This is a genomic window from Lentzea sp. NPDC059081, assembly GCF_042738015.1.
Lineage (GTDB): Bacteria > Actinomycetota > Actinomycetes > Mycobacteriales > Pseudonocardiaceae > Lentzea.
In genome coordinates, this window is the sequence record NZ_JBHYGW010000011.1 from 194958 (window position 1) to 214691 (window position 19734).

18 protein-coding genes are annotated in these 19734 nt (G+C 70.1%); 9 read left to right on the plus strand and 9 right to left on the minus strand.

The features are described 5' to 3' along the window. Positions 1–117: 117 nt before the first annotated feature. Together ACFWV3_RS24840 and ACFWV3_RS24845 are read right to left on the minus strand one after the other, a co-directional pair. Entirely contained in the window at positions 118–897 is a 780-nt protein-coding gene (locus ACFWV3_RS24840; protein ID WP_382414103.1) for an SDR family NAD(P)-dependent oxidoreductase, read from the minus strand. Between the two features lie 12 nt (positions 898–909). Further along, on the minus strand, positions 910–1233 hold the full coding sequence (locus ACFWV3_RS24845) for a 2Fe-2S iron-sulfur cluster-binding protein (protein ID WP_266043475.1): 324 nt from the start codon (positions 1231–1233) through the stop codon (positions 910–912). Positions 1234–1934: 701 nt separating this feature from the next. On the opposite strand from ACFWV3_RS24845, the gene ACFWV3_RS24850 reads away from it, so the two are divergent. Further along, a complete protein-coding gene (locus ACFWV3_RS24850; protein WP_382414104.1) occupies positions 1935–3353 on the plus strand; it encodes an alpha/beta fold hydrolase in 1419 nt (472 codons plus the stop codon). A 52-nt stretch (positions 3354–3405) separates the two neighbouring features. Here the strand turns inward: ACFWV3_RS24850 and ACFWV3_RS24855 are convergent, their stop codons facing one another. Both ACFWV3_RS24855 and ACFWV3_RS24860 read right to left on the minus strand, forming a co-directional pair. Next, positions 3406–4638 (minus strand): cytochrome P450, encoded by a 1233-nt coding sequence (locus ACFWV3_RS24855; RefSeq protein WP_382414106.1) that lies wholly within the window; start codon positions 4636–4638, stop codon positions 3406–3408. A 30-nt stretch (positions 4639–4668) separates the two neighbouring features. Further along, the gene (locus ACFWV3_RS24860; RefSeq protein WP_382414108.1) at positions 4669–5427 is read right to left on the minus strand and encodes an SDR family NAD(P)-dependent oxidoreductase; all 759 of its coding nucleotides are present in this window, start codon (positions 5425–5427) and stop codon (positions 4669–4671) included. 99 nt (positions 5428–5526) lie between these two features. Here ACFWV3_RS24860 and ACFWV3_RS24865 point away from each other — a divergent pair, with 99 nt between their 5' ends. Beyond that, complete coding sequence (locus ACFWV3_RS24865; RefSeq protein ID WP_382414110.1) at positions 5527–5856, plus strand: hypothetical protein; 330 nt, start codon at positions 5527–5529, stop codon at positions 5854–5856. 57 nt (positions 5857–5913) lie between these two features. Here ACFWV3_RS24865 and ACFWV3_RS24870 read toward each other — a convergent pair whose 3' ends face one another. Next, positions 5914–6915 (minus strand): zinc-binding dehydrogenase, encoded by a 1002-nt coding sequence (locus tag ACFWV3_RS24870; RefSeq protein WP_382414112.1) that lies wholly within the window; start codon positions 6913–6915, stop codon positions 5914–5916. A 10-nt stretch (positions 6916–6925) separates the two neighbouring features. Beyond that, the gene (locus ACFWV3_RS24875) at positions 6926–8140 is read right to left on the minus strand and encodes a cytochrome P450 (RefSeq protein WP_382414113.1); all 1215 of its coding nucleotides are present in this window, start codon (positions 8138–8140) and stop codon (positions 6926–6928) included. A gap of 148 nt (positions 8141–8288) precedes the next feature. Between ACFWV3_RS24875 and ACFWV3_RS24880 the strand changes: the two genes are divergently transcribed. Beyond that, a complete protein-coding gene (locus tag ACFWV3_RS24880) occupies positions 8289–9410 on the plus strand; it encodes an epoxide hydrolase family protein (protein ID WP_382414115.1) in 1122 nt (373 codons plus the stop codon). Between the two features lie 68 nt (positions 9411–9478). Further along, the gene (locus ACFWV3_RS24885) at positions 9479–10903 is read left to right on the plus strand and encodes an MFS transporter (RefSeq protein ID WP_382414116.1); all 1425 of its coding nucleotides are present in this window, start codon (positions 9479–9481) and stop codon (positions 10901–10903) included. Here the strand turns inward: ACFWV3_RS24885 and ACFWV3_RS24890 are convergent. Next, the gene (locus ACFWV3_RS24890) at positions 10900–12117 is read right to left on the minus strand and encodes a cytochrome P450 (RefSeq protein ID WP_382414118.1); all 1218 of its coding nucleotides are present in this window, start codon (positions 12115–12117) and stop codon (positions 10900–10902) included. The two genes, ACFWV3_RS24885 and ACFWV3_RS24890, sit on opposite strands and share 4 nt — an antisense overlap. Before the next feature lie 121 nt (positions 12118–12238). On the opposite strand from ACFWV3_RS24890, the gene ACFWV3_RS24895 reads away from it, so the two are divergent. From ACFWV3_RS24895 to ACFWV3_RS24905, 3 genes are all read left to right on the plus strand, one after another. Beyond that, the gene (locus ACFWV3_RS24895) at positions 12239–13483 is read left to right on the plus strand and encodes an NAD(P)/FAD-dependent oxidoreductase (protein WP_382414120.1); all 1245 of its coding nucleotides are present in this window, start codon (positions 12239–12241) and stop codon (positions 13481–13483) included. A gap of 121 nt (positions 13484–13604) precedes the next feature. Beyond that, positions 13605–13811 (plus strand): acyl carrier protein, encoded by a 207-nt coding sequence (locus ACFWV3_RS24900; protein ID WP_382414122.1) that lies wholly within the window; start codon positions 13605–13607, stop codon positions 13809–13811. A 21-nt stretch (positions 13812–13832) separates the two neighbouring features. Further along, positions 13833–14879, plus strand: a complete 1047-nt coding sequence (locus ACFWV3_RS24905; protein ID WP_382414123.1) for a ketoacyl-ACP synthase III family protein — start codon at positions 13833–13835, stop codon at positions 14877–14879. A gap of 70 nt (positions 14880–14949) precedes the next feature. Here the strand turns inward: ACFWV3_RS24905 and ACFWV3_RS24910 are convergent, their stop codons facing one another. Further along, positions 14950–16455 (minus strand): amino acid adenylation domain-containing protein, encoded by a 1506-nt coding sequence (locus ACFWV3_RS24910; RefSeq protein WP_382414125.1) that lies wholly within the window; start codon positions 16453–16455, stop codon positions 14950–14952. 133 nt (positions 16456–16588) lie between these two features. Between ACFWV3_RS24910 and ACFWV3_RS24915 the strand changes: the two genes are divergently transcribed. Both ACFWV3_RS24915 and ACFWV3_RS24920 read left to right on the plus strand, forming a co-directional pair. After that, positions 16589–17395, plus strand: coding sequence for a methyltransferase domain-containing protein (locus tag ACFWV3_RS24915; protein WP_382414127.1), 807 nt, complete (start codon positions 16589–16591; stop codon positions 17393–17395). 98 nt (positions 17396–17493) lie between these two features. Continuing rightward, positions 17494–17946 carry a hypothetical protein gene (locus ACFWV3_RS24920; protein ID WP_382414129.1) on the plus strand — a complete coding sequence of 151 codons (453 nt, stop codon included), beginning with the start codon at positions 17494–17496 and terminating at the stop codon, positions 17944–17946. Between the two features lie 64 nt (positions 17947–18010). On the opposite strand, the gene ACFWV3_RS24925 is transcribed toward ACFWV3_RS24920, so the two are convergent. Next, positions 18011–19717 carry an MFS transporter gene (locus ACFWV3_RS24925; protein WP_382414131.1) on the minus strand — a complete coding sequence of 569 codons (1707 nt, stop codon included), beginning with the start codon at positions 19715–19717 and terminating at the stop codon, positions 18011–18013. Between the last annotated feature and the right edge of the window lie 17 nt (positions 19718–19734).

Genomic DNA, 19734 nt, shown 5'->3' on the forward strand with positions numbered 1-19734 from the left:
GTCGCCTGCGGAAGAGGGGGGGTGGGGGGATGGGGTTTTTCTGAGTCCGAGGGAACCCCCGCGACCTGGCAGCCCGCCTGCCCGGCCCCGACGACGACTACCGACTCGCCGCGCATGTCAGTAGTTGCCCAGCCCGCCGCAGACGTTGAGCGCCTGCGCGGTGATCGAGGACGCGGTGTCCGTGGTCAGGTACGTCACGAGACCGGCGACCTCTTCCGGCGTGCTGTACCGACCCAGCGGGATCTTGGCGTTGAACTTCTCGAGGACCTCGTCCTCGCTGACACCCCAGTGGTTCGCGTAGCCCTGGCGCACCCGGCTGGCCATCGGCGTCTCGACGTAGCCGGGGCACACCGCGTTGACGGTGATGCCGGACTTCGCGAGCTCGATGCCGACAGCCTTGCTGAAGCCGACGACGCCGTGCTTGGACGCGGAGTAGGGCGCGGCGAACACGACGCCCTGCTTGCCGCCGGTGGAGGCGATGTTGATGATCCGGCCCCAGCTCTGCTCGACCATCTTGCCGGTGCTCAGAACCTCTTTGGTAAAGCGGAAAACACCGTTCAGGTTGGTGTCGATGACGTCGAGCCAGAGGTTCTCGTCCAGCTCGGCGGTGATGCCGCCACCACCGCGGCCGGCGTTGTTCACGAGGATCTCGATGGGCCCGAAGACGTCGACGGCCTTCTGGACAGCGCTTCGAATGTCCTCAGTGGACGTGACGTCACTAGCCGCGCCGTCGGCCTCGATGCCTTCCTCGCGGAGCTGCTTCACCGTGGTCTGGACGTTCTCGGCGTTGCGGGCGACGACGAAGACGGCGTGCCCCTCCTTGCCGAGGCTGCGTGCGACCTCGAGACCGATACCGCTGGTAGCGCCCGTGACCAGGGCGACCCGTCGCTGGCTCATGCTTTCACTCCCTCAGAGTTGCTTCTCAGGCATGTGCACGACGAGCCCGTCCTGCTCCTCGGTCACGGGGATCTGGCAGCTCAGGCGGCTGTTCTCCTTGCGCTCGCAGGCCGTGAAGTAGAGGAGCTCGTCCTCGACCTGGTGCATCTGGGACAGCGGCTTGGTGTTCTCGGGGTCGATGTACACGTGGCACGTGCCGCAGGAAGCCCCGCCGCCGCACTGGGCGACGATTCCCTTGATGCCGTTGAGAACCGCGCCGCGCATCACGGTGTCGTCCTGGGCAACGTCGACAACGGTCTCAACCCCGTCGTGCGCTACGTAAGTGATCTTTGGCATGGCAGTTCTCCCACGGATCTGCGGCTCGCCGGACGTGGTTCACCTTGGACGGCGGCGCTTTGCACGTGGTGGAGGGGACCTTGAGCGTTCACGGGGTTTGGTCGGGACGACTTGGCCGGGACGGCTTGGTCGGGACGGCTTGGTCGGGGGTGGGCGGCGCGGGTGTGGCTGAGGACGGCGCGGGATCGGGTTGGTGCGGGCGCAGGCGCGGTTGGCGCGGTGCGGTTGGCGCGGGTGAGGCTTGCGCGGGAGCGTCTGAGGACGTTCCGGGCACGGCGTGTGCGTGCCGGCTGCGGGCCGTGGTCACCCGGACGAGTGAACCTTGTCCTGATTCACGCTCGGCGCCGTCTGTTCGATGTCACGGAAACATGGTCATCTTCGCCGCCGCAAAAGGAAGGCGCGGTCAGGGGGCAGGCACGGACAGCACACACGGACAGATCGGGGCACGGAACGGCAGTACGGGGCGCAGTCGATGCAGACGCAGGCACGAGCTGGCACCCGCCCCCGCCCGGCGCAAGAAGGCGCAGCAGGGGGCGCGGGCCAGGCCCGCGGCCGGCACGCGGCAGGAGCAGCGGGGCAGGCCGGCGGCCGGCACATGGCAGAAGCAGCGGCTGGCCAGCGAGGCGGCGGTTCCAGGGCCGTTCGAGGGGCCCTTGCGACGCTGCGGTGTCGGCGCACACCCCACACGCGGAGGTTCCACCGTGCCCCTCAAGGAGTTCTACGACCAGCAGGTGAACTGGTCACCGCCGTTCGAGGACGGCCTTGAACGCGCGACGGTCGTCGTGCCACGCGACTACTCCGATCCGGACGGTCCCAAGCTCACCATCGCCCTCGCTCGTCTCAAGGCCACGGACCGGGCGCAGCGCCGCGGTGTGCTGCTGGCCGTCAACGGCGGGCCCGGCGGTGACGGCGGGGACGGGCTGAACCTGATCAAGCACTTCGGTGCCAGGCTCAGGACCGCCTACGACCTCATCGGGTTCGACCCGCGCGGGTACGGGGAGTCGACCAAGCTCTACAGCGAGGTGACGGTTCCCAAGGCGCCCTTCGACTCGCGGCCGCCGGACTCGTTGTTCGAGCAGCTGGCCGAGGACATGCGGTTGCGCGAGCTGGGCTGCGAGAAGGCCGGCGGTGAGCTGCGCAAGCACATCACGACGCGCAACACCGCGCGCGACATGGACCTGATCCGGGTCGTGCTGGGCGAGGAGAAGATCTCGTTCGTCGGGTATGCGTACGGCACCTACGTCGGCGCCGTCTACGGGACGATGTTCCCCGAAAACCTCGACCGAACGGTTCTCGACTCGTGCATCAATCCACAGTGGACGTGGCGCGACCAGTTCGTCACGCAGGCGGAGGCGGTGTACCGCAACGTCGAGCTGTGGGCCGAGTGGACCGCGGAACGCGACGGGCACTTCCACCTCGGCACCACCAAGAAGGCCGTCATCGACGAGATCGAGAAGGTCGTCGCCAAGCTCGACGAGAAGGAGCAGGTTCACCTGCGGACGCTGCTCGACGGCGCGGTCGGCACGAGGGCCACGGACCGGGCGCAGTGGGACTCGTTGGGGTACCTCATCGGGGACCTGAACACGGCGCTCGACGACGGCAACCTCGACAAGGCCCGCACGTTGATCGTCGGGCAGGGGACGTGGCGGCCGCAGGACCAGGAGGGCGACCTGCGGGTCGGCGTGCTGGAGGCCATCACGCTCGAGACCTACTGGCCGCAGGACCTGGAGGTCTACTACCGCGACGTCCGCAAGCACCGGGCCGAGCACCCGTACGGGTACGGGGTGCTGCGGGCCCAGCCGTGGGTCGGGGCGTTCCGGACGTATGAAAGCGTTGAGCCACCCACGAAACTGGCGCAGCCGGGATACCCCAAGGGGCTCGTGGTGCAGGCCGACGGCGATCCGATGGACCGCGTCGAGGGCGGCATCGAACTGGCCGCGCTGCTGGACCACCCGCTGGTCGTCATCGCGGACTCCGGTGACCACGAGGTGTACGCGTTGGTGGGCAACGAGGTTCTCGACGCGCTGGTCGACGACTACCTGGTCGACGGCGTTCTCCCGCAGACCAAGCACACCCGGATTCCCGGCCACGTGAAGCGCCCGGACATCCCGAAGGACTGAAACAACGAAAAGGCCCCGCTCTCGAAAGGAGAGCGGGGCCTTTTCAGCACGATCAGTCCTCCGCGGGCAGGTCCCACGTCACGGGGAGCTCCCAGAGGCCGTAGATCACGGCGCCCTCCTTGCGCGGGATCTCCAGGAACGGCTTCGCCAGGCGCAGCGACGGGATGCGCTGGAACAGCGTCGTCCACACCAGCTGCATCTCCAGGCGCGCGAGGTCGGCGCCGATGCAGTGGTGCAGGCCGTGGCCGAACCCGAGGTGCTTGCGGGTGCCGCGCTCCAGCAGCAGCTTCTCCGGCTCCGGGAAGACCTCGGGGTCGCGGTTGCCGTTCAGGCCCAGGCACAGGATGCCGTCGCCGGCCTTGATGGTCTTGCCCGCGATCTCGATGTCCTCCAGCGCCACGCGCGGGATGGCGGTGTCGCCGATGGTCGCGATGCGGACCAGTTCCTCGACGGCCGGCTCGATCATGCCCTCGGGGTCGTCGAGCAGCAGCTTCAGCTGGTCCGGGTTCTCCAGCAGCGCGGCGGTGCCCAGCGACAGCATCGAGGCCGTGGTCTCGTGGCCGCCGTTCATCAGCAGGCGGATCATGTTGAACAGGTCGCGCCGCGTGTACTCCTCGCCGGAGGCCGCGTACTCGGCCATCGCGCGGGACAGGAGGTCCTCGCCGGGCTCCTTCTCCTTCAACGTGATCAGCTTGTCGACGTAGGCGTTCACCTCGACGATCGCGGCCTGGCGCTGCTCGGGCGTCGAGTGGCCGCCGAGCAGACAGGTGCCGTGCTCGATGAAGAAGTCGTGCTCGTCCTGCGGGATGCCGAGCAGCTCGCAGATGACGGTCATCGGCACGGCGAGCGAGAACTCGCGGTGGAAGTCGATCGGCGGTGTCATCGTCAGGATCTTGTCGATGTACTCGTCGACGATCTCCTGGATGCGGCCGCGCAGCCGCTTCACCTGGCGGTTGGTGAACGTCACGGCCGCCTTGCGCCGGGTCTTGGTGTGCTCCGGGTTGTCGTAGCCGATGAACGACGTCTCGGTGCGGAACTCCGGCGGCGCGACGAAGTAGAACGGGAAGTTGTCGTGCTTGCGGGAGGCGCTGATCCGCGGGTCCGTCAGGATCTGCTTGATCGTGTGGTAGCCGCTGATCGTCCAGATCCGCAGCCCGGACCCGGTGAGCGTCACCTCGACGACGTCTTCCTCGGCCATCTGCGTGTACTGCGCGGGCGGCGTGAACGGGCAGGTGCGCTTGTACGGGAACGTGTCCACACCTGGCTCGGTGGCGCTGCTGGTCATCTGGGTCTTCCTCCTAGTCGAGAAGTTGGCTCACGCCAGGTCAGCGCCGCCATCGAGCGTGATGATCTGACCGGTCACCCACCCGCTCGCCGGCTCGGCGAAGCGGGTGATCCACGGCACGACGTCGTCGACCTCGCCCGTGCGCCCCAGAGGCGTCTGGGAGGCCTGGAAGCCGAAGTAGCCCTCGACCTCCTCGGCGCTCAGGCCGTTGGCCGCGTAGACCTCCGTGCGCACCGCCGCGGGGGCGACCGCGTTGACGCGGATGCCCTGCGGGGCCAGCTCGAGGGCCCAGCTGCGGACGAGGCTGTTCACGGCGGCCTTGCTCGCGCCGTACACGCCACCGCCGGGGTTGGCGTTGTGGCCGGCGTTGCTCGAGACGAACACGATGCTGCCGCCGGGCGAGGTCATCCTCGGCAGCAGCGCTGCGGTCAGCACCAGCGGGCCGACCAGGTTGGTCTCCAGCACGTCGCGGGCGGTGCCGAGGTCGAAGCCCGCGACGGGGGTGAAGCGGAAGATGCCGGCGTTGTGCACCAGCACGTCGACCCTGCCGCCGCCCAGCTTCACGGCGTCGGCGACCTTCTCCGCACCCTCGGGCGTCGTCACGTCCGCGACGACGGCGGTGATCGCGGGGTGCAGCGCGACGACCTCGGTGAGCCGGTTCTCCCGGCGGCCGGTGATGATCACGTTCGACGCGCCGAGGTCGGCGAACGCCAGCGCCGCCGCGCGGCCGATGCCGGTTCCCCCACCCGTCACGACGACCTGCTGTCCGGCAAATGGTGCGTCCGACATGACGCCTCCAGCTTCTCTCCACTCGGTAGGGCAGTCGTCTGCAACCCTGCTCGGTGTTCCTTGAGTCCAGGTCTAGGTCGGACGGAAACCCTGGGGGGTATGGGAATTCTCGCGGTGGGCAGGTGGCGCGCACGGGTCGGCCGACCCGGTGGCGACACGGAGAGCGAGCTCGAGTTCGCCCGCGACGGGTCTGCGTTGCTCGTCGTGGGCGGAAGGGGATCCGGCACCTGGAGGTCGACCGGCCCCGACACGTTCAGCTACCACATCCTCGAGGAGCTGACCGAGGCACGAGGCACGATCGAGATCTCGCAGGACGGCGTGCTGCGCGGCGACGAGTTCGTCAGCAGCGGGAACGCGGTGGTGCGCCTCGAAAACGGCACCACGGCACGGGAAGCGGCGATCCGGATCACGGCTCAGCGGCTCGGGTAGACACACCTCGAAGGGGGCGCCAGTCGATCGCAGGCGCCCCCTTCTCCCGTGCGCGCGTCAGGAGATCTTGACCGTCACGTTGCCGGTGTACTCGCCGGCCAACAGCGACAGCAACGCCTGCGGCGCGGCCTTGATCCCGCCCTCGACGATCGTGTGCGGGAAGACGAACCTGCCCTCCTGCAGCCACTGTCCGAAGTGGACGACCCAGTCCTGGATCTGCTCCGGCAGGTGGTAGCAGGCGAACGGGCGGATCTCCAGGTGCTTGGTGATCGCCGTCATCAGGTCGAGCCGCGGGTGCTCGGCACCGCTGTTCTGGCTGGACAGCTCGCCGCACAGCGCGAACCGGGCGTGCGGGCGGGCGGCCTGGACCGCGGCCTCGAACTGCTCGCCGCCGACGTTGTCGAAGAACACGCTGATGCCGTCGGGCGCCAGTTCACGCAGCCGGTCGATCGCCGGGCCGTCCTTGTAGTTGAACGCGGCGTCGAAGCCGAGCTCGTTCACCAGCCAGTCGACCTTCTCCTGGCTGCCGGCCGAGCCGATCACCTTGGCGCCACGGGCTTTGGCGATCTGCCCGGCCAGCGAACCGACGCCGCCGGCGGCACCGGTGACGAACACGACGTCGCCCTCACCGGCCTTCGCCAGGGTCGCCATGCCGTAGTACGCCGTGGGTCCCTGCGACAGGAAGTACACGGGCGACGGCACGTACTGCGGGTTCTGCTTGATGAACTGCTGCGCGGGCCCGACCCAGTACTCCTGCCAGCCGCCGAACGACTGCACGCAGTCGCCGACCGCGAGGTCCGGGCTGTTCGACTTCACGACCGTGCCGACACCTCCGGCGCCCGCGGCGTCGCCGACCTTCCACGGCGGCACGCCGGGGATCTGGCAGTCGGACTTCATGAACTCCTTGAAGGCTGCCGCCACCGACACGTAATCGACGCGCACCAGCACCTCACCGTCACCGGGCTCGGGGACGTCCACCTCGACGACGTCGAAGTGCTCGAGGGTGAGGTCGTCCTCGACGTGCTTGGCCAGTCTGACCTCGCACTGCTTGTCCGGCATGGCTTGTCTCCTATCCCCAGATGACCGGGAGGGCGCTGAGCGTGTGGTTGATCTCGCCGTGGTGCCACCCCAGCTCGTTCTCCGGCTTCGCGAGCCGGAGGTCGGGGAAGCGGCGCAGCAGGCCTTCGAGCGCGATCGCCATCTCCATGCGGCCCAGCTGCTTGCCGAGGCAGTAGTGCATGCCGTGCCCGAACGAGATGTGCGGGTTGTGCTCGCGGGTGATGTCGAGCGTGTCGGGGTCGGCGAACACGTCCCCGTCGCGGTTGGCCGAGGTGAGCGAGAAGATGACCGGGTCACCGGCGGAGATCTGCACGCCGCCGATCTCCAGGTCCTCCGCGGCGATGCGCGGGAAGCCGGTGGTGTCGGTGGCGAAGAGGTTGACGTGCCGCAGCAGCTCCTCGACGGCGGTCGGGATGAGCTCGGGCTGCGCGGCCAGCCGGTCCCAGTCCTCGCGGTGGTGCTCGAGCAGTGCCAGCAGCGAGTTGGCCAGCTGGTTCGCGGTCGTGTCGAACCCGGCGCCGATGAGCGTGAAGCCGAACGTCACGAGCTCGCGCTCGCTCAGCCGGTCGTCGTTGTCCCTGGCCGCGATCAGGTCGGACAGCATGTCGTCGCCGGGGTTCGCCCGCTTCTCGGCGATGAGGCCGACGATGTAGTCGTTGAGCCTGCCCAGCGCGGCCAGCGACTCCTCGCCGCCCGCCCGGTCGTCGACCGTGGCGAACGCGCGGGCGTCCTTCTCGAACGCGCGGAGGTCCTCGCTCGGCACGCCGAGCATCTCGCCGATGACGGTCAGCGGCAACGGCACGCAGAACGCCTCGACCAGGTCGACGACCGGGCCCTTCTCCTGGATGGCGTCGAGCAGCTCGTCGCACACCCGCTGCACGTTGGGGCGCATGGCCTCGACGCGGCGGACGGTGAACGCGCCGGCGACGAGCTTGCGCAGCCGCGAGTGCTCGGAGCTGTCCAGCGAGATGATCATCTCGGGGGTGGTGGTCATCGACCCGCCGATGCGCGGCGCACCCTCCGCGCAGGTCAGTGCGCGGCTCAGCCGCGGGTCGGCCAGTGCGGTCCGGACGTCCTCGTAGCGGGACACCACCCAGGCGTCCACGCCACCCGCCGTCGACACCTTCGCCACCGGGCATTCGGCGCGCATCTTGGCGTAGACGGGAGCCGGTCCGTGGTAGGACGAGCCGGCGAACGGAAACTCTTCCAGCTCATGCGCAGACAAGGGGGCACCTCCGGAATGGCGGGACGGCTCGCGACGAGCCGGGCATCGGCCCCGACAGTGCCCGCCGCACCTCGAAAGCGGCTCGACAACAGGCAGTCACCGCAGGACGTCGACCCGGAATCGAGGAGGGGAACCTAGCTTCGTCGCCATGAACGCTGAACTCGTGCCGTTCCGGGTCGCCGTCGCCGACTCCGAACTGGCTGACCTGCGCACCCGGCTGGCGGCGACGAGGTGGCCGGACGCGGAGACCGTCGACGACTGGTCCCAGGGCATGCCGCTGGCCTACGCAAAAGAACTCAGCGAGTACTGGGCGAGCGGCTACGACTGGCGCGCGACCGAGGCGCGGCTGAACGCCGTGCCCCAGTTCAAGACCGAGATCGACGGCGTGGGCGTCCACTTCCTGCACGCCCGGTCGCCGCACCCGCAGGCCCGGCCGCTGCTGATCACGCACGGCTGGCCGGGGTCGGTCGCGGAGTTCCTCGACGTCCTGGAGCCGCTGACGAACCCGCCGGACCCCGCCGACGCGTTCCACGTCGTCGCGCCCTCGTTGCCCGGCTACGGTTTCAGCGACAAGCCGACCGACTCGGGCTGGACGCTGGAACGCATCGCTGCGGTGCTGGTGACGCTCATGGGACGCCTCGGCTACGACCGGTTCTTCGCGCACGGCAACGACTGGGGCTCGTTCATCACGGGCATCCTCGGCCACATCGCGCCGGACCACGTCGACGGCATCCACCTCGTGATGCCCTTCGCCTCCGCGCCCGAACAAGAGGTGCAACTGTCCCAAGAGGACTACCGCGGCCTCGGCGCGCTGAAGGAGTTCGCGGCCAAGGAGTCCGCCTACGCCGCGGTGCAGTCCACGAAACCGCAGTCGCTCGCCTACGGCCTCACCGACTCCCCCGTCGGCCAGCTCGGCTGGGCCGGGGAGAAGTACTGGTCGTGGAGCGACCACGACGGCGACGCGGAGAAGATCATCTCGCGCGACCGCATCCTCGACATGGTGTCGGTGTGCTGGTTCACCAAGACCGCCGCGTCGTCGGGCCGGTTGTACTGGGAGAGCTACAACAAGTCGCCGCTCACGCAGGTCGGCGTGCCCACGGGCTTCTCCGTGTTCCCCGCCGACGCGCGCATGCCGAAGGCCTGGGCCGAGCACCGGTTCACCGACCTGCGGTACTGGAAGGAGATGCCGGTGGGCGGCCACTTCCCCGCGCTGGAGTGCCCGGACGTGCTGGTCGAGGAGCTGCGCGGGTTCTTCCGCACGCTGCGCTGACACCTGCGCCGACGACGTTTCGAGTGAGGCCCGAACCGAGGTGGACCACGCCGGAGCACCGTGAGCGCATGACAACTCACACGACGAGCGCCCGGTCCGCCCCGGTGGCCTCGCGGCTCGGCCTGGTGCTGGCCGTGTGCTGCCTGGGCCAGTTCATGAACGTGCTGGACGCCTCGGTCATGAACGTCGCGCTGCCCTCGATCTTCGAGGAGCTCCACTTCGAGCGCCACGACCTGCAGTGGGTCAACAGCGCGTACACCATCGCCGTGTGCGGCTTCCTGCTGCTGGGCGGCAGGCTCGCCGACCTCTTCGGGCAGCGCCGCGTGTTCCTGTTCGGCGCCGGCCTGTTCACCCTCGCCAGCGCGGTCGGCGGCCTGGCCACCTCGCCCGGCACGCTGATCGCCGCCCGCGGCTTCCAGGGCCTCGGCGCCGCGGTGATGGCACCCGCGACGCTGACGGTCCTCGGCACCACGTTCACCGACCCGGCCGGACGCGCCAAGGCGTTCGGCTGGTGGAGCGCGGTCTCCGGGTCGGCCGGCGCGGTCGGCGTGCTGCTCGGCGGGATCATCACCGAGTCGCTGTCCTGGCGCTGGGTCCTGCTGATCAACGTGCCGCTGGGCATCGCGCTGCTGTCGCTGATCCGCTGGGTGGTGCCGGAGACCGCGAGCAACGGTGGCCGCAAGGGCCTCGACGTTCCCGGCGCGGTCACCGTGACGATCGGCCTGATGGCGGGCGTCTTCGGCATCGCGCAGTCGCACCAGTACGGCTGGTACTCGTGGCAGTCGGCCGGGTCGCTCGTCCTGTCGGTCGTGCTGTTCGCGTTCTTCCTGCGCCAGCAGACCCGGTCCGACCACCCGCTCATGCCGCTCGGCATCTTCCGCAACCGCTCGGTGAGCGCCGCGAACCTGGTGGCGTTCTTCGCGATCGCCGCCCTGTTCAGCACGTTCTACTTCCTCACGCTGGTGATGCAGCAGGTGATGGGCTTCGGTCCACTCGCGACGGGCCTGGGCTACCTGCCGTTGTCGATCGGCATCGCGCTCGGCGGGTTCGGCGTGGCCAGGATCGTCCCGCGCGTCGGTCCGCGGCCGGTGCTGATCACCGGTCTGCTCACGGCGTGCGCGGGTCTGCTGTGGTCGTCGGCGGCGACCGAGACGTCGACGTTCCTGGGCGCCCTGCTCGTCCCGACCACGTTGCTGGGCCTGGGGATGGGCGCGGTGCTCAACGCCACCACGAACGCCGCGACGTCCGGTGTGCCGCGCGAGCAGGCGGGTCTGGCGTCGGGTCTGCTCAACACCATCCGGCAGATGGGCAGCGCGATCGGCCTGGTCGTGCTGGCGACGCTGTCGTCGGCCCGCGCCGACTCCCTGCTGGCCCAGGGCGAACCGCTGAGGCACGCCCTGGGCTCCGGGTACGGGCTGGCACTGCTCGGTGCGGCCGCCTTCACCTTCTGCGGTGCGCTGGCCGCACTGGCGGTCCCTCGCAAGACCGCCTAGAAACCCTTGCCGTGCAGGTCGATCGGCAGCTCGAGCAGGCGGTGGTTCATGTCGGCCGGCTGCCACCGCAGCTCCTGCTCGGCAACCGCGAGACGCGCCGCGGGGAAGCGGCGCGTCAGCTCCCGCAACGCCAGGACGAGCTCGATGCGGGCCAGCGGCGCGCCCAGGCACTGGTGGATGCCGTGCCCGAACGCCAGGTGCTCGCCGCCGCGGGCGAAGTCGAGCTCGTCCGGTGAGCCGAACACGGCCTCGTCCCGGTTCGCCGACGTGATCGACACGAACACCGCGTCGCCGGCCGGGATCGTGACGCCGCCGATCTCCACGTCCTCCACGGTGATGCGCGGCAGGCCGGACGTGTCGTTGGTGGGCAGGTTCACCCAGCGCAGCAGCTCCTCGACGGCGGCGGGCACCTCCTCCGGGTGCTCCCCCAGCCGCACCCACGTGTCCCGTTCGCGGGCGAGCAGCGTGACGACCGAGCTGGCCAGCTGGCAGGCGGTCGAGTCACCGCCGGCGCCCAGCAGCGTGTAGCCGAGGCCGATCAGCTCGCCCACGTCCAGCCGGTCCTCGCCGATCCGCGCGCGCACCAGGGCCGACAGGACGTCGTCGCCGGGCTCCGCGGTCTTGCCCACCACCAGGCCGGCCATGTACTCGCCGAGCTGTTCCCTGGCCGCGATCGCCTCGTCCTCCGGGCCGTCGACGGCGGCGAACTGGCGGATCCACACGCTGAAGCGCTCCTGGTCCTCCGACGGCACGCCCAGCAGCTCGGCGATGACCGTCAGGGCCAGCGGGAAGGTGAAGCGCCCCAACAGGTCCACCGGTGCCGTGACGGCCTCGGAGTCGGCGCGGTCGAGCAGCTCGTCCACCAGCTGCGCCACCCGCGGACGCATGCCCTCGATCCGTTCGACCGAGAACGCCTGGGCCACCAGGGTCCGCAGGCGGGTGTGGTCGGGCGGGTCCAGCGAGATGATCATGCCGGGCGGGGCCTGGAACAGACCGGGGAACCGCGGGGCGTCCGGCGCGTAGGAGGCGGCCCGGCTGAACCGCACGTCGTTCAGCACGGCGCGGACGTCGTCGTACCGGGTCACGAGCCACGCGTGGCCTCCGCCGGTCGCGGGCACCCGGACGACGGGCTGCTCGGCGCGGAACCGGGCGAAGTGCGGGGCCGGGCCCCGGTAGGTCGATCCGGGCAGGGGGAATTCGTCTCCGGTGGCCACGGTCTCTCCTCGGCGCGACAACGGGGTTCGCCCCGAACGCTAGGAGTGGCGGCCTGAAGCCAGGTCCAGCGCCGTTCGAGCACGCTGCCCGTGGTCGAGCCGATGCCGAGAGCCCGTCGCCATGCTGGCCGCCGAGGATTCGCCGGTCGTCGAGCGAACCGGCACGGACGAGGGGGTCCACGTGTACGACGTCATCGTGGTGGGCGCGAGAGTCGCGGGAGCCGCCACAGCGCTGCAGTTCGCCGAAGCGGGCCACCGGGTCCTGATGGTCGACCGGGCGCGGTTCCCCAGCGACAAGCTGTCCACCTTGTACATCCACCAGCCCGGCGTGGACCGGCTCGCCCGCTGGGGTGTGCTCGACGCCGTGGTGGCCACCGGGTGCCCGGCCCTGGACAGGGCGGTCTACCAGGTCGCGGACGTCCGGCTGACGGGGTGCTCGTTGCCGGCGGGCGACCAGCGCGCCGCCTACGCTCCCCGGCGCCACCTGCTCGACAAGATCCTCATCGACGCGGCGGTCGCGGCGGGCGTGGAGTTCCGCGAGGGCACCTCGGTCGCCGGGGCGGTCTTCGACGGCGACCGGGCCGTCGGCGTCGAGTTCCGCGCCGAGCGCGCCGGCCGGACCGGGGAACGCGCGCACCTCGTCGTCGGCGCGGACGGCATGCGGTCCACCATGGCCAAGAAGCTCGGCGCGGACTTCGTCGTCCAGGACCCGCTGAGGACGTGCGCGTACTACAGCTACTGGGCCGGGTTGCCCGCGGACTTCGAGCTCTACGAGCGACCAGGCAACTGGATCGGCGTGGTCCCGACCAACGACGCGACGCTCATCGCCTCCTACTCGCCGCAGGCCGAGTTCGACGTCGTGCGCGCCGATCCGCGGGCGCACTACCTGGAGAGCATCCGCACGACCGCGCCCGCCCTGTACGACCGGGCGATGGCGGCGGAGCAGGTCGACCGCATGCACGGCAGCGGCGACCAGCAGAACTTCTTCCGCCAGGCGTCCGGTCCCGGCTGGGCCCTGGTCGGCGACGCCGCGCACCACAAGGACTCCATCACCGCGCGCGGCATCAACGACGCCTTCTGGCAGGCGGAGCTGCTCACCACGGCGGTGGCCGACGTGCTGCACGACCCGGTGGCGCTGGACAAGCGGCTGGCGGCGTACGCCGACGACCTGGTGGACGGGCTGTTCGAGTGCTACCGCAACACGATGGCGGTCGGGCAGCTCGAGGTGACCGGCCACAAGCTCGCGATGCTGCGCGCGGTGGCGGGCTCGCCCCGGCTCACCGACCGGTACTTCGCCACCGCGTCCGGCGTGCTGACCGTCGAGGAGTTCGACGACGACGAGCTCGACGCGGCGTTGTCCGGGTGAAGCGGAATATCTGTCCGCTTCAGTGCGAGCTGAGTTCGACCCGCTCACGGCACCGTGGCGCTGCACCAGGAGACCGCGTCGACACGTGCTGGGGAGGTCGGTGACCGTGCGAGAAGAGCAGATGAGCACATTGTTCGCTGAGGTGCTGGGGGTGGAGGAGATCGCTCCGGACGACAGCTTCTTCGACCTGGGCGGGCACTCCCTGCTCGCGTCCAAGCTGGTCCGCCGCATCCACGCCCAGTTCGGCGTGAGAATCACCTTGCGCCGCTTCTACGAGGCGCCGACCGTCTCCGCCGTGATGCGGGAGCTGGATCAGCTGAGCGCCTGAGCCACTCGAGGGGAAACCGCAATGCGTTGGGACAACCTGTACTTGGCCGGTATCGGCACATATTTACCGGACCACGTGGAGACCGTCGACGAGGCGATCGCCGCCGGACGGTACACCGAGCAGAAGAAAGCCATGAACGGCTACCGCGCCGCCCGCGTGGCCGCGCCCGGTGAGACGGGGCCGGTGATGGCGGCCGTCGCGGGCAGGGAGGCGGTGGCGCGGTCCGGGCTCGCGCACGACGAGTTCGCGATCGTCGTGCACAGCTACGTCGGCCACCAGGGCCTCGACCTGTGGACGCCGGCGAGCTTCGTGCAGCAGCAGACCATCGGCGGCACCGCGCCGGCGTACGAGGTCAGGCAGGGCTGCAACGCGTTCCTGGGAGGCATGGAGCTCGCCGCCTCCTACCTGCACGCCCGGCCGGACGCCGGTGCCGCGCTGGTCACCGGCGGCGACGCGTTCCAGCTGCCGTTCATCGACCGGTGGAACTCGCACGAGCAGAACGTCGACAGCGACGGCGCCGGAGCGGTCGTGCTGTCCACGCGGTCCGGCTTCGCCCGGATCCGTTCGATGTTCTCCTACGGCGACCCGTCGCTCGAACCACTGGGACGCTGCCGCGCCGAGTTCAGCACAGCGCCGTTCCCGGACGGCAAGACGCTGCAGCTCGACCGCAGCATGCAGGACTACATGCACAACAAGGACATCGACCTGGACGAGATCGTCGAGCGGATCTCCGGTGGCGTCCAGCACTCGGTGAAGCAGGCGCTGTACGAGGCGGAGATCGAGCTGGGGGACGTCTCCTTCTTCCTGCACCAGCAGCTCGCCGAGACCATCGCGGTGCACGGCCTGTACAACCTGCTGGGCGTCGACCGGGCCAAGACGGCCTACGACTGGGGCAAGGACGTCGGCATGGTCGGCACGGTCGACGTGGTGCTGGGGCTCGACCACGTGCTCACCGAACGGCAGCCGAAGCCCGGCGACTTCGTCCTGCTGCAGTGCGCGGGCGGGGGGTACGTGTGGACCGCGGCGGTGGTCGAGATCCTCGAGACGCCGCACTGGGCGAAGGACTGACACAACGTCCACAGAGGACAACCGAAGGTGGGCTTCCCTTCCGGGAGGCCCACCTTCGTCGTCGCGGGAACTAGACGTACAGGGACCGCGAGGACCAGTCAGGGTCCGGCAGCGCCTTGCGGTCGACCTTGCCGTTGACCGTGATCGGCAGCTCCGCCACGGCCACGAACCCCGCGGGCACCATGTGCTCCGGCAGGTGGGCGCGCAGATGGGCGCGCAGCGACGGCCGGTCGAAGTCCTCCCCCGCGCTCACGATCCACGCGACCAGCCGCCGGTCCCCGTCGTGGTGCTCCCGGACCCCCACGGCGCCCTCCCGCACCTGGGGGTGCTCGGCCAACACCGCCTCGACCTCGCCCGGCTCGATCCGGAACCCGCGCAGCTTGACCTGGTCGTCCGTCCTGCCCAGGAACTCGACCACGCCGTCCGGCCGGCGGACCACGCGGTCACCGCTGCGGTAGAACCGGCCGGTCACCCCGTCGAAGGTCCGCTCGACGAACGCCTGCGCGGTGAGCTCCGGGCGCCGCCAGTAGCCGCGGGACACCCCGGCGCCGCCGATCAGCAGCTCACCGGGTGTGCCGGGAGGCACGGGGGCGCCGTCACCGTCGACCACCCGGACGTCCACGTTCTGCAGGGGCCTGCCGATCGGCACCGAGCCGGTCAGCTCCTCACCGGGCGTGATGCCGTGGCACAGCGCGAACGTGGTGGTCTCGGTGGGCCCGTACCCGTTGACGATCCGCAGGTCCGGGTAGGTGTCGCGGAGCAGCCGCACGTGCGGCACGGACAGGACGTCACCGCCGGCCAGCGCGGTGCGCAGGCCGGCGAACGCCTCGACGTCCACGTCGATCTGGCGGTGGAAGAGCGCGGCGGTCAGCCACATCGTGGTGACCCCGTTGTCGCGCAGCAGGTCGCCCAGCTCGTCGGCGTGCACCACACCGGGTGGCGCCAGCACCAGCCGCGCGCCGTTCAGCAGCGCGCCCCAGATCTCGAACGTCGCGGCGTCGAAGGCCACCGGCGCCAGCTGCAGGATCCGGTCGTCTGCGGTGAGGTCCACGAAGTTGGGGCTGCTCACCAGGTTCGTGATGTTGCGGTGCTCCACCATCACGGACTTGGGCTTGCCGGTGGACCCCGAGGTGTACATCAGGTAGGCGAGGTCGTCCGGTGCGACGGGCGCGCCGAACAGCGCCGCGGGCACGTCCGGCCTGGGCGGCACCTCCAACGCCACCACACCGGCGAAGGTGTCCGCCCGGTCCGGTGTGGACAGTGCGGCGGCCGCGGCCGAGTCGGCCAGCACCAGCGCCGTCCTGCCGCCGGGATCGGCCGGGTCGACCGGCACGTAGGCCGCTCCCGCCTTGAGCACGCCGACCAGCGCCACCACCAGCTCGAGCGAGCGGGGCAGCGAGACGACCACCCGGTCGCCCGGCCGCACCCCCGCCTCCGCCAGCCGCCACGCCAGTGCGTCCGACCAGCTGTCGAGCTCCTCGTAGGTGACCGCGTCCCCCTCCGCCGACACCGCGACCGACCGGGGCGTCCTCGCCACCTGGTCGCGGAACGCCCGCGTGACCGATCTCGTCGTCATCCCCGCCTCCTCGTCCGGTCCAGGATCGGGCACCGGCCTCGACGTCAGGTCGAGACGGCACTTCCAGGAAGGCCCGAGCCGGGGCCGGGACGATGACCGTGGATGAGCAGTGTCTTCACGAAGGAGGGGGAAGTTGAGCACCTCGTCAGACCAGACGGCCGAACTCGGTCATTTCTCCGATGTGGACTCGAGCGCGGGCGCCGCGAAGCTCGTGGCGTTCATCGAGCACGCCGAGAACATGGCCCCGATTCCCGCCCTGCGCGAGCGGTCCTACGACCTGCTCGACGTGCGGCCCGGCGACCGGGTCGTCGACGTCGGCTGCGGGGCCGGGATCTCGGTCGCGGAGCTCGCCAAGCTCGGCACCGAGGTGACCGGGGTCGACCCCAGCGAGGGCATGATCGACGTGGCCCGGCAGCGCTTCCCGGACTGCGACTACCGCGTCGCCGGCGCCGAGGAGATCCCGCTGGCCGACGCCTCCGCGGACGGCTACCGCGCCGAGCGGGTGTACCAGCACCTCGCCGACTCGCAGGTCGCGATCACGGAGGCCCGCCGGGTGCTCAAGACCGGCGGCCGGATCGTGCTGATCGACATCGACGCCGACGGCTGGTGCGTCGACTCCGACGACAAGGAGCTGACGCGCACGCTGCTGCAGGCGTTCGCGGACACGATCAGCAACCCGTGGAGCGGGCGCAAGCTGCGCGGCCTGTTGCTGGACAACGGTTTCACCGGTGTCCGAGCCGAGGCGTTCACCTGCGTCTACACCAGGTACGACGACTGCGTGCACGTGCTGGAGAGCATCGCGAAGGCGGGCGTGACGGCCGGCGTGGCGAGCCAGGAGCAGGCAGACGGCTGGCTGGCCGAGCAGCGCGAGCGTTCCGGGCGCGACCGCACGTTCGTGCACGGCCCGTTGCTGGTGGCCGCGGGTGTCAAGACCGCATAACCCGCACCTCGGAACGGAAGTGGCCGCCAGCCTCGCAGTTGGCGGCCACTTCTCTTTTCATCACCGTTCGAAGCACATTCCAACCAGGAGGAGTTTCCATGGCCATGTTCCGCGAACCCCGTCGTGCCCGCACCGCGCTGGCCGCGTGCGTGCTCGCCTTCCCGCTCGCCGCCGCGGGCTCCGCCACCGCCACCGCGGAGGACGTCCTCGTCGGCCGGTGGGACGTGATGGTGACCGTCCACAACGGAGTGCCACCGCAGCGGGGTCCCATGCTCTGCGACTTCACCCCGGACTTCCTGTTGCACTGCACCACCAAACCCGGCGGCCCACCACAGCAGGGCACCGGCATCTGGACCAGGACGGGCCGCGGCACGTTCAGCTTCTGGATCACCCACCCGGAGGTGAACGGCGCCATCAACGCGACCCACCTCGGCAGGGTCACCCGCTCGCACTTCACCACCGGTGCCCACGCCTACGTCTACTCCCCCGACGGCACAGCGCTCGCCGGGCCGGTCCAGGTCGAGACCGAGGCCGTGCGAATCCGGTCCTGAGACGGATGAGCAGAACGCCCCGGGCGGTGATCCGCCCGGGGCGTTCTCGGCAGTGCCGCGGGGCTCAGGCGCCCTGCGGTGCGGCCAGCTTCTTCGGCAGCGCCCCGGCCAGCAGGAGCGCCAGCACGGCCAGGCCCAGCCCGACCCACAGGGTGATGTCGAACGCGCCGGACATCGTGTTCCCGGCCGCCTTCGCGGAGAACTTCTCCACGACCGGCTTGGCCTGCGCGTCCTGCGCCACCGCGACGCAGCTCTCCGAGGTGCCCGGCTCCGCGGAACCGCCCAGGCGCTCGACGGTGCACGCCTTGAACGAGCCGGCGATCTGGTCGGCCCGCTCGGCCGGCACGCCCGCCACGACCAGCTCCTGGCGCAGCTGCGGGGTGAGCTCGTCCGCGCTGGTGGCCGCGGTGGAGCTCAGCGGCGCGAAGAACGCCAGCGACACGACGGCGATGCCGAGCGTGAAGCCGAGCTGCTGCTGGGTGCTGACGAGGCCCGACGCGGCGCCCGCGTCCTTGTGCGGCACGTCGGTGAGCGCGAACAGCGAGATCGGCGTGGCCAGGGCGCCGAAGCCCAGACCGATGACGAACAGCGCGGGCACCATGCCCCAGCTGCTCACCTCGCCGCTGTTGACCAGCAGGAACAGGCCGATGCCGATGACGATCACGACCGCGCCCGCCTGCAGCACCGCCCGGCCGAACTTCGGCACCAGCGCGATGACCGACGCCGACGCCGTGAAGAACGCGCCGATGCAGAACGCCAGCAGCGTCACACCGTTGCGCAGCGGGGAGAAGCCGAGGCCCTCCTGCATGAACAGGTACAGCGCCAGCATGAACATGCCGGTGAAGGAGAACGTCACCAGCATCAGGGCGAGAGCGGACGAGAAGCTGCGGGCCTTGAACAGGCTGAGCGGCACCAGGGGCGCGCCGTCACGACGCTGCTTGGTGCGCTCCCACGCGATGAAGGCCGCGAAGCCGGCGACCGACACGACCATCGACGCGATCGTCCACACGGGCCAGTGCAGCTCACGGCCGAAGGTCAGCGGGAACAGCAGCAGCGCGAGGCTGACCGTGGCCAGCACGACACCGACGAGGTCCAGCTTCATCGCGTGCGGCGCCTTCGACTCCGGGATGAACTTGTAGCCCAGGATGCAGCCGATGACGCCGATGGGCACGTTGATCAGGAAGATCGGCCGCCAGTCCCAGCCGAAGATGTTCGCGGCGACCAGCACGCCACCGATCAGCGGCGCGACCGTGGCCGCGATGCCACCGACCATGCCGTGGACCGCGAAGACCTTGCCCTTCTCCTCGTCGGGGAAGGTCACGTGGATGATCGACAGCACCTGCGGCACCATCAGACCGGCCGAGAGGCCCTGCAGCAGGCGGGCGCCGACCAGCATGCCGGGGTCGATCGCGATGCCGCACAGCAGCGACGACACGGCGAAGCCGATGACACCGAGCTGGAACATGCGGCGACGTCCGTAGATGTCACCGAGCCGCCCGCCCGTGATCAGGGTGACGGCGAACGCGAACACGTAGCCCGCGGTGATCCACTGCAGCTGGCCGAACGACGCGCCGAGGTCGCGCTGGATCGACGGCAGGGCGACGTTGACGATGCTGCCGTCGAGCATGTCCATGAAGACGGCGACGGTCATGATGACGAACGCGGCCCACCGCCTCTTGTCGGGGGCCGGTGCGCCGGCGACCTGGGTCGCCTGCGCAGTGGCAGTCGCCGGTGGCGACTCCAGGTCGGGCTTGGCATTGGTGGAGGTCACTGTTACTCCTCAGATCA

What these genes read in the sequence shown, in the direction of transcription:
- ACFWV3_RS24905 (WP_382414123.1), top strand. Translation starts at nt 13,833, where the DNA reads ATGCGTTGGGACAACCTGTACTTGGCCGGTATCGGCACATATTTACCG.
- ACFWV3_RS24855 (WP_382414106.1), bottom strand. Translation starts at nt 4,638, where the DNA reads ATGACCAGCAGCGCCACCGAGCCAGGTGTGGACACGTTCCCGTACAAG.
- ACFWV3_RS24900 (WP_382414122.1), top strand. Translation starts at nt 13,605, where the DNA reads ATGAGCACATTGTTCGCTGAGGTGCTGGGGGTGGAGGAGATCGCTCCG.
- ACFWV3_RS24860 (WP_382414108.1), bottom strand. Translation starts at nt 5,427, where the DNA reads ATGTCGGACGCACCATTTGCCGGACAGCAGGTCGTCGTGACGGGTGGG.
- ACFWV3_RS24920 (WP_382414129.1), top strand. Translation starts at nt 17,494, where the DNA reads ATGGCCATGTTCCGCGAACCCCGTCGTGCCCGCACCGCGCTGGCCGCG.
- ACFWV3_RS24895 (WP_382414120.1), top strand. Translation starts at nt 12,239, where the DNA reads ATGCTGGCCGCCGAGGATTCGCCGGTCGTCGAGCGAACCGGCACGGAC.
- ACFWV3_RS24910 (WP_382414125.1), bottom strand. Translation starts at nt 16,455, where the DNA reads ATGACGACGAGATCGGTCACGCGGGCGTTCCGCGACCAGGTGGCGAGG.
- ACFWV3_RS24865 (WP_382414110.1), top strand. Translation starts at nt 5,527, where the DNA reads ATGGGAATTCTCGCGGTGGGCAGGTGGCGCGCACGGGTCGGCCGACCC.
- ACFWV3_RS24880 (WP_382414115.1), top strand. Translation starts at nt 8,289, where the DNA reads ATGAACGCTGAACTCGTGCCGTTCCGGGTCGCCGTCGCCGACTCCGAA.
- ACFWV3_RS24885 (WP_382414116.1), top strand. Translation starts at nt 9,479, where the DNA reads ATGACAACTCACACGACGAGCGCCCGGTCCGCCCCGGTGGCCTCGCGG.
- ACFWV3_RS24845 (WP_266043475.1), bottom strand. Translation starts at nt 1,233, where the DNA reads ATGCCAAAGATCACTTACGTAGCGCACGACGGGGTTGAGACCGTTGTC.
- ACFWV3_RS24870 (WP_382414112.1), bottom strand. Translation starts at nt 6,915, where the DNA reads ATGCCGGACAAGCAGTGCGAGGTCAGACTGGCCAAGCACGTCGAGGAC.
- ACFWV3_RS24840 (WP_382414103.1), bottom strand. Translation starts at nt 897, where the DNA reads ATGAGCCAGCGACGGGTCGCCCTGGTCACGGGCGCTACCAGCGGTATC.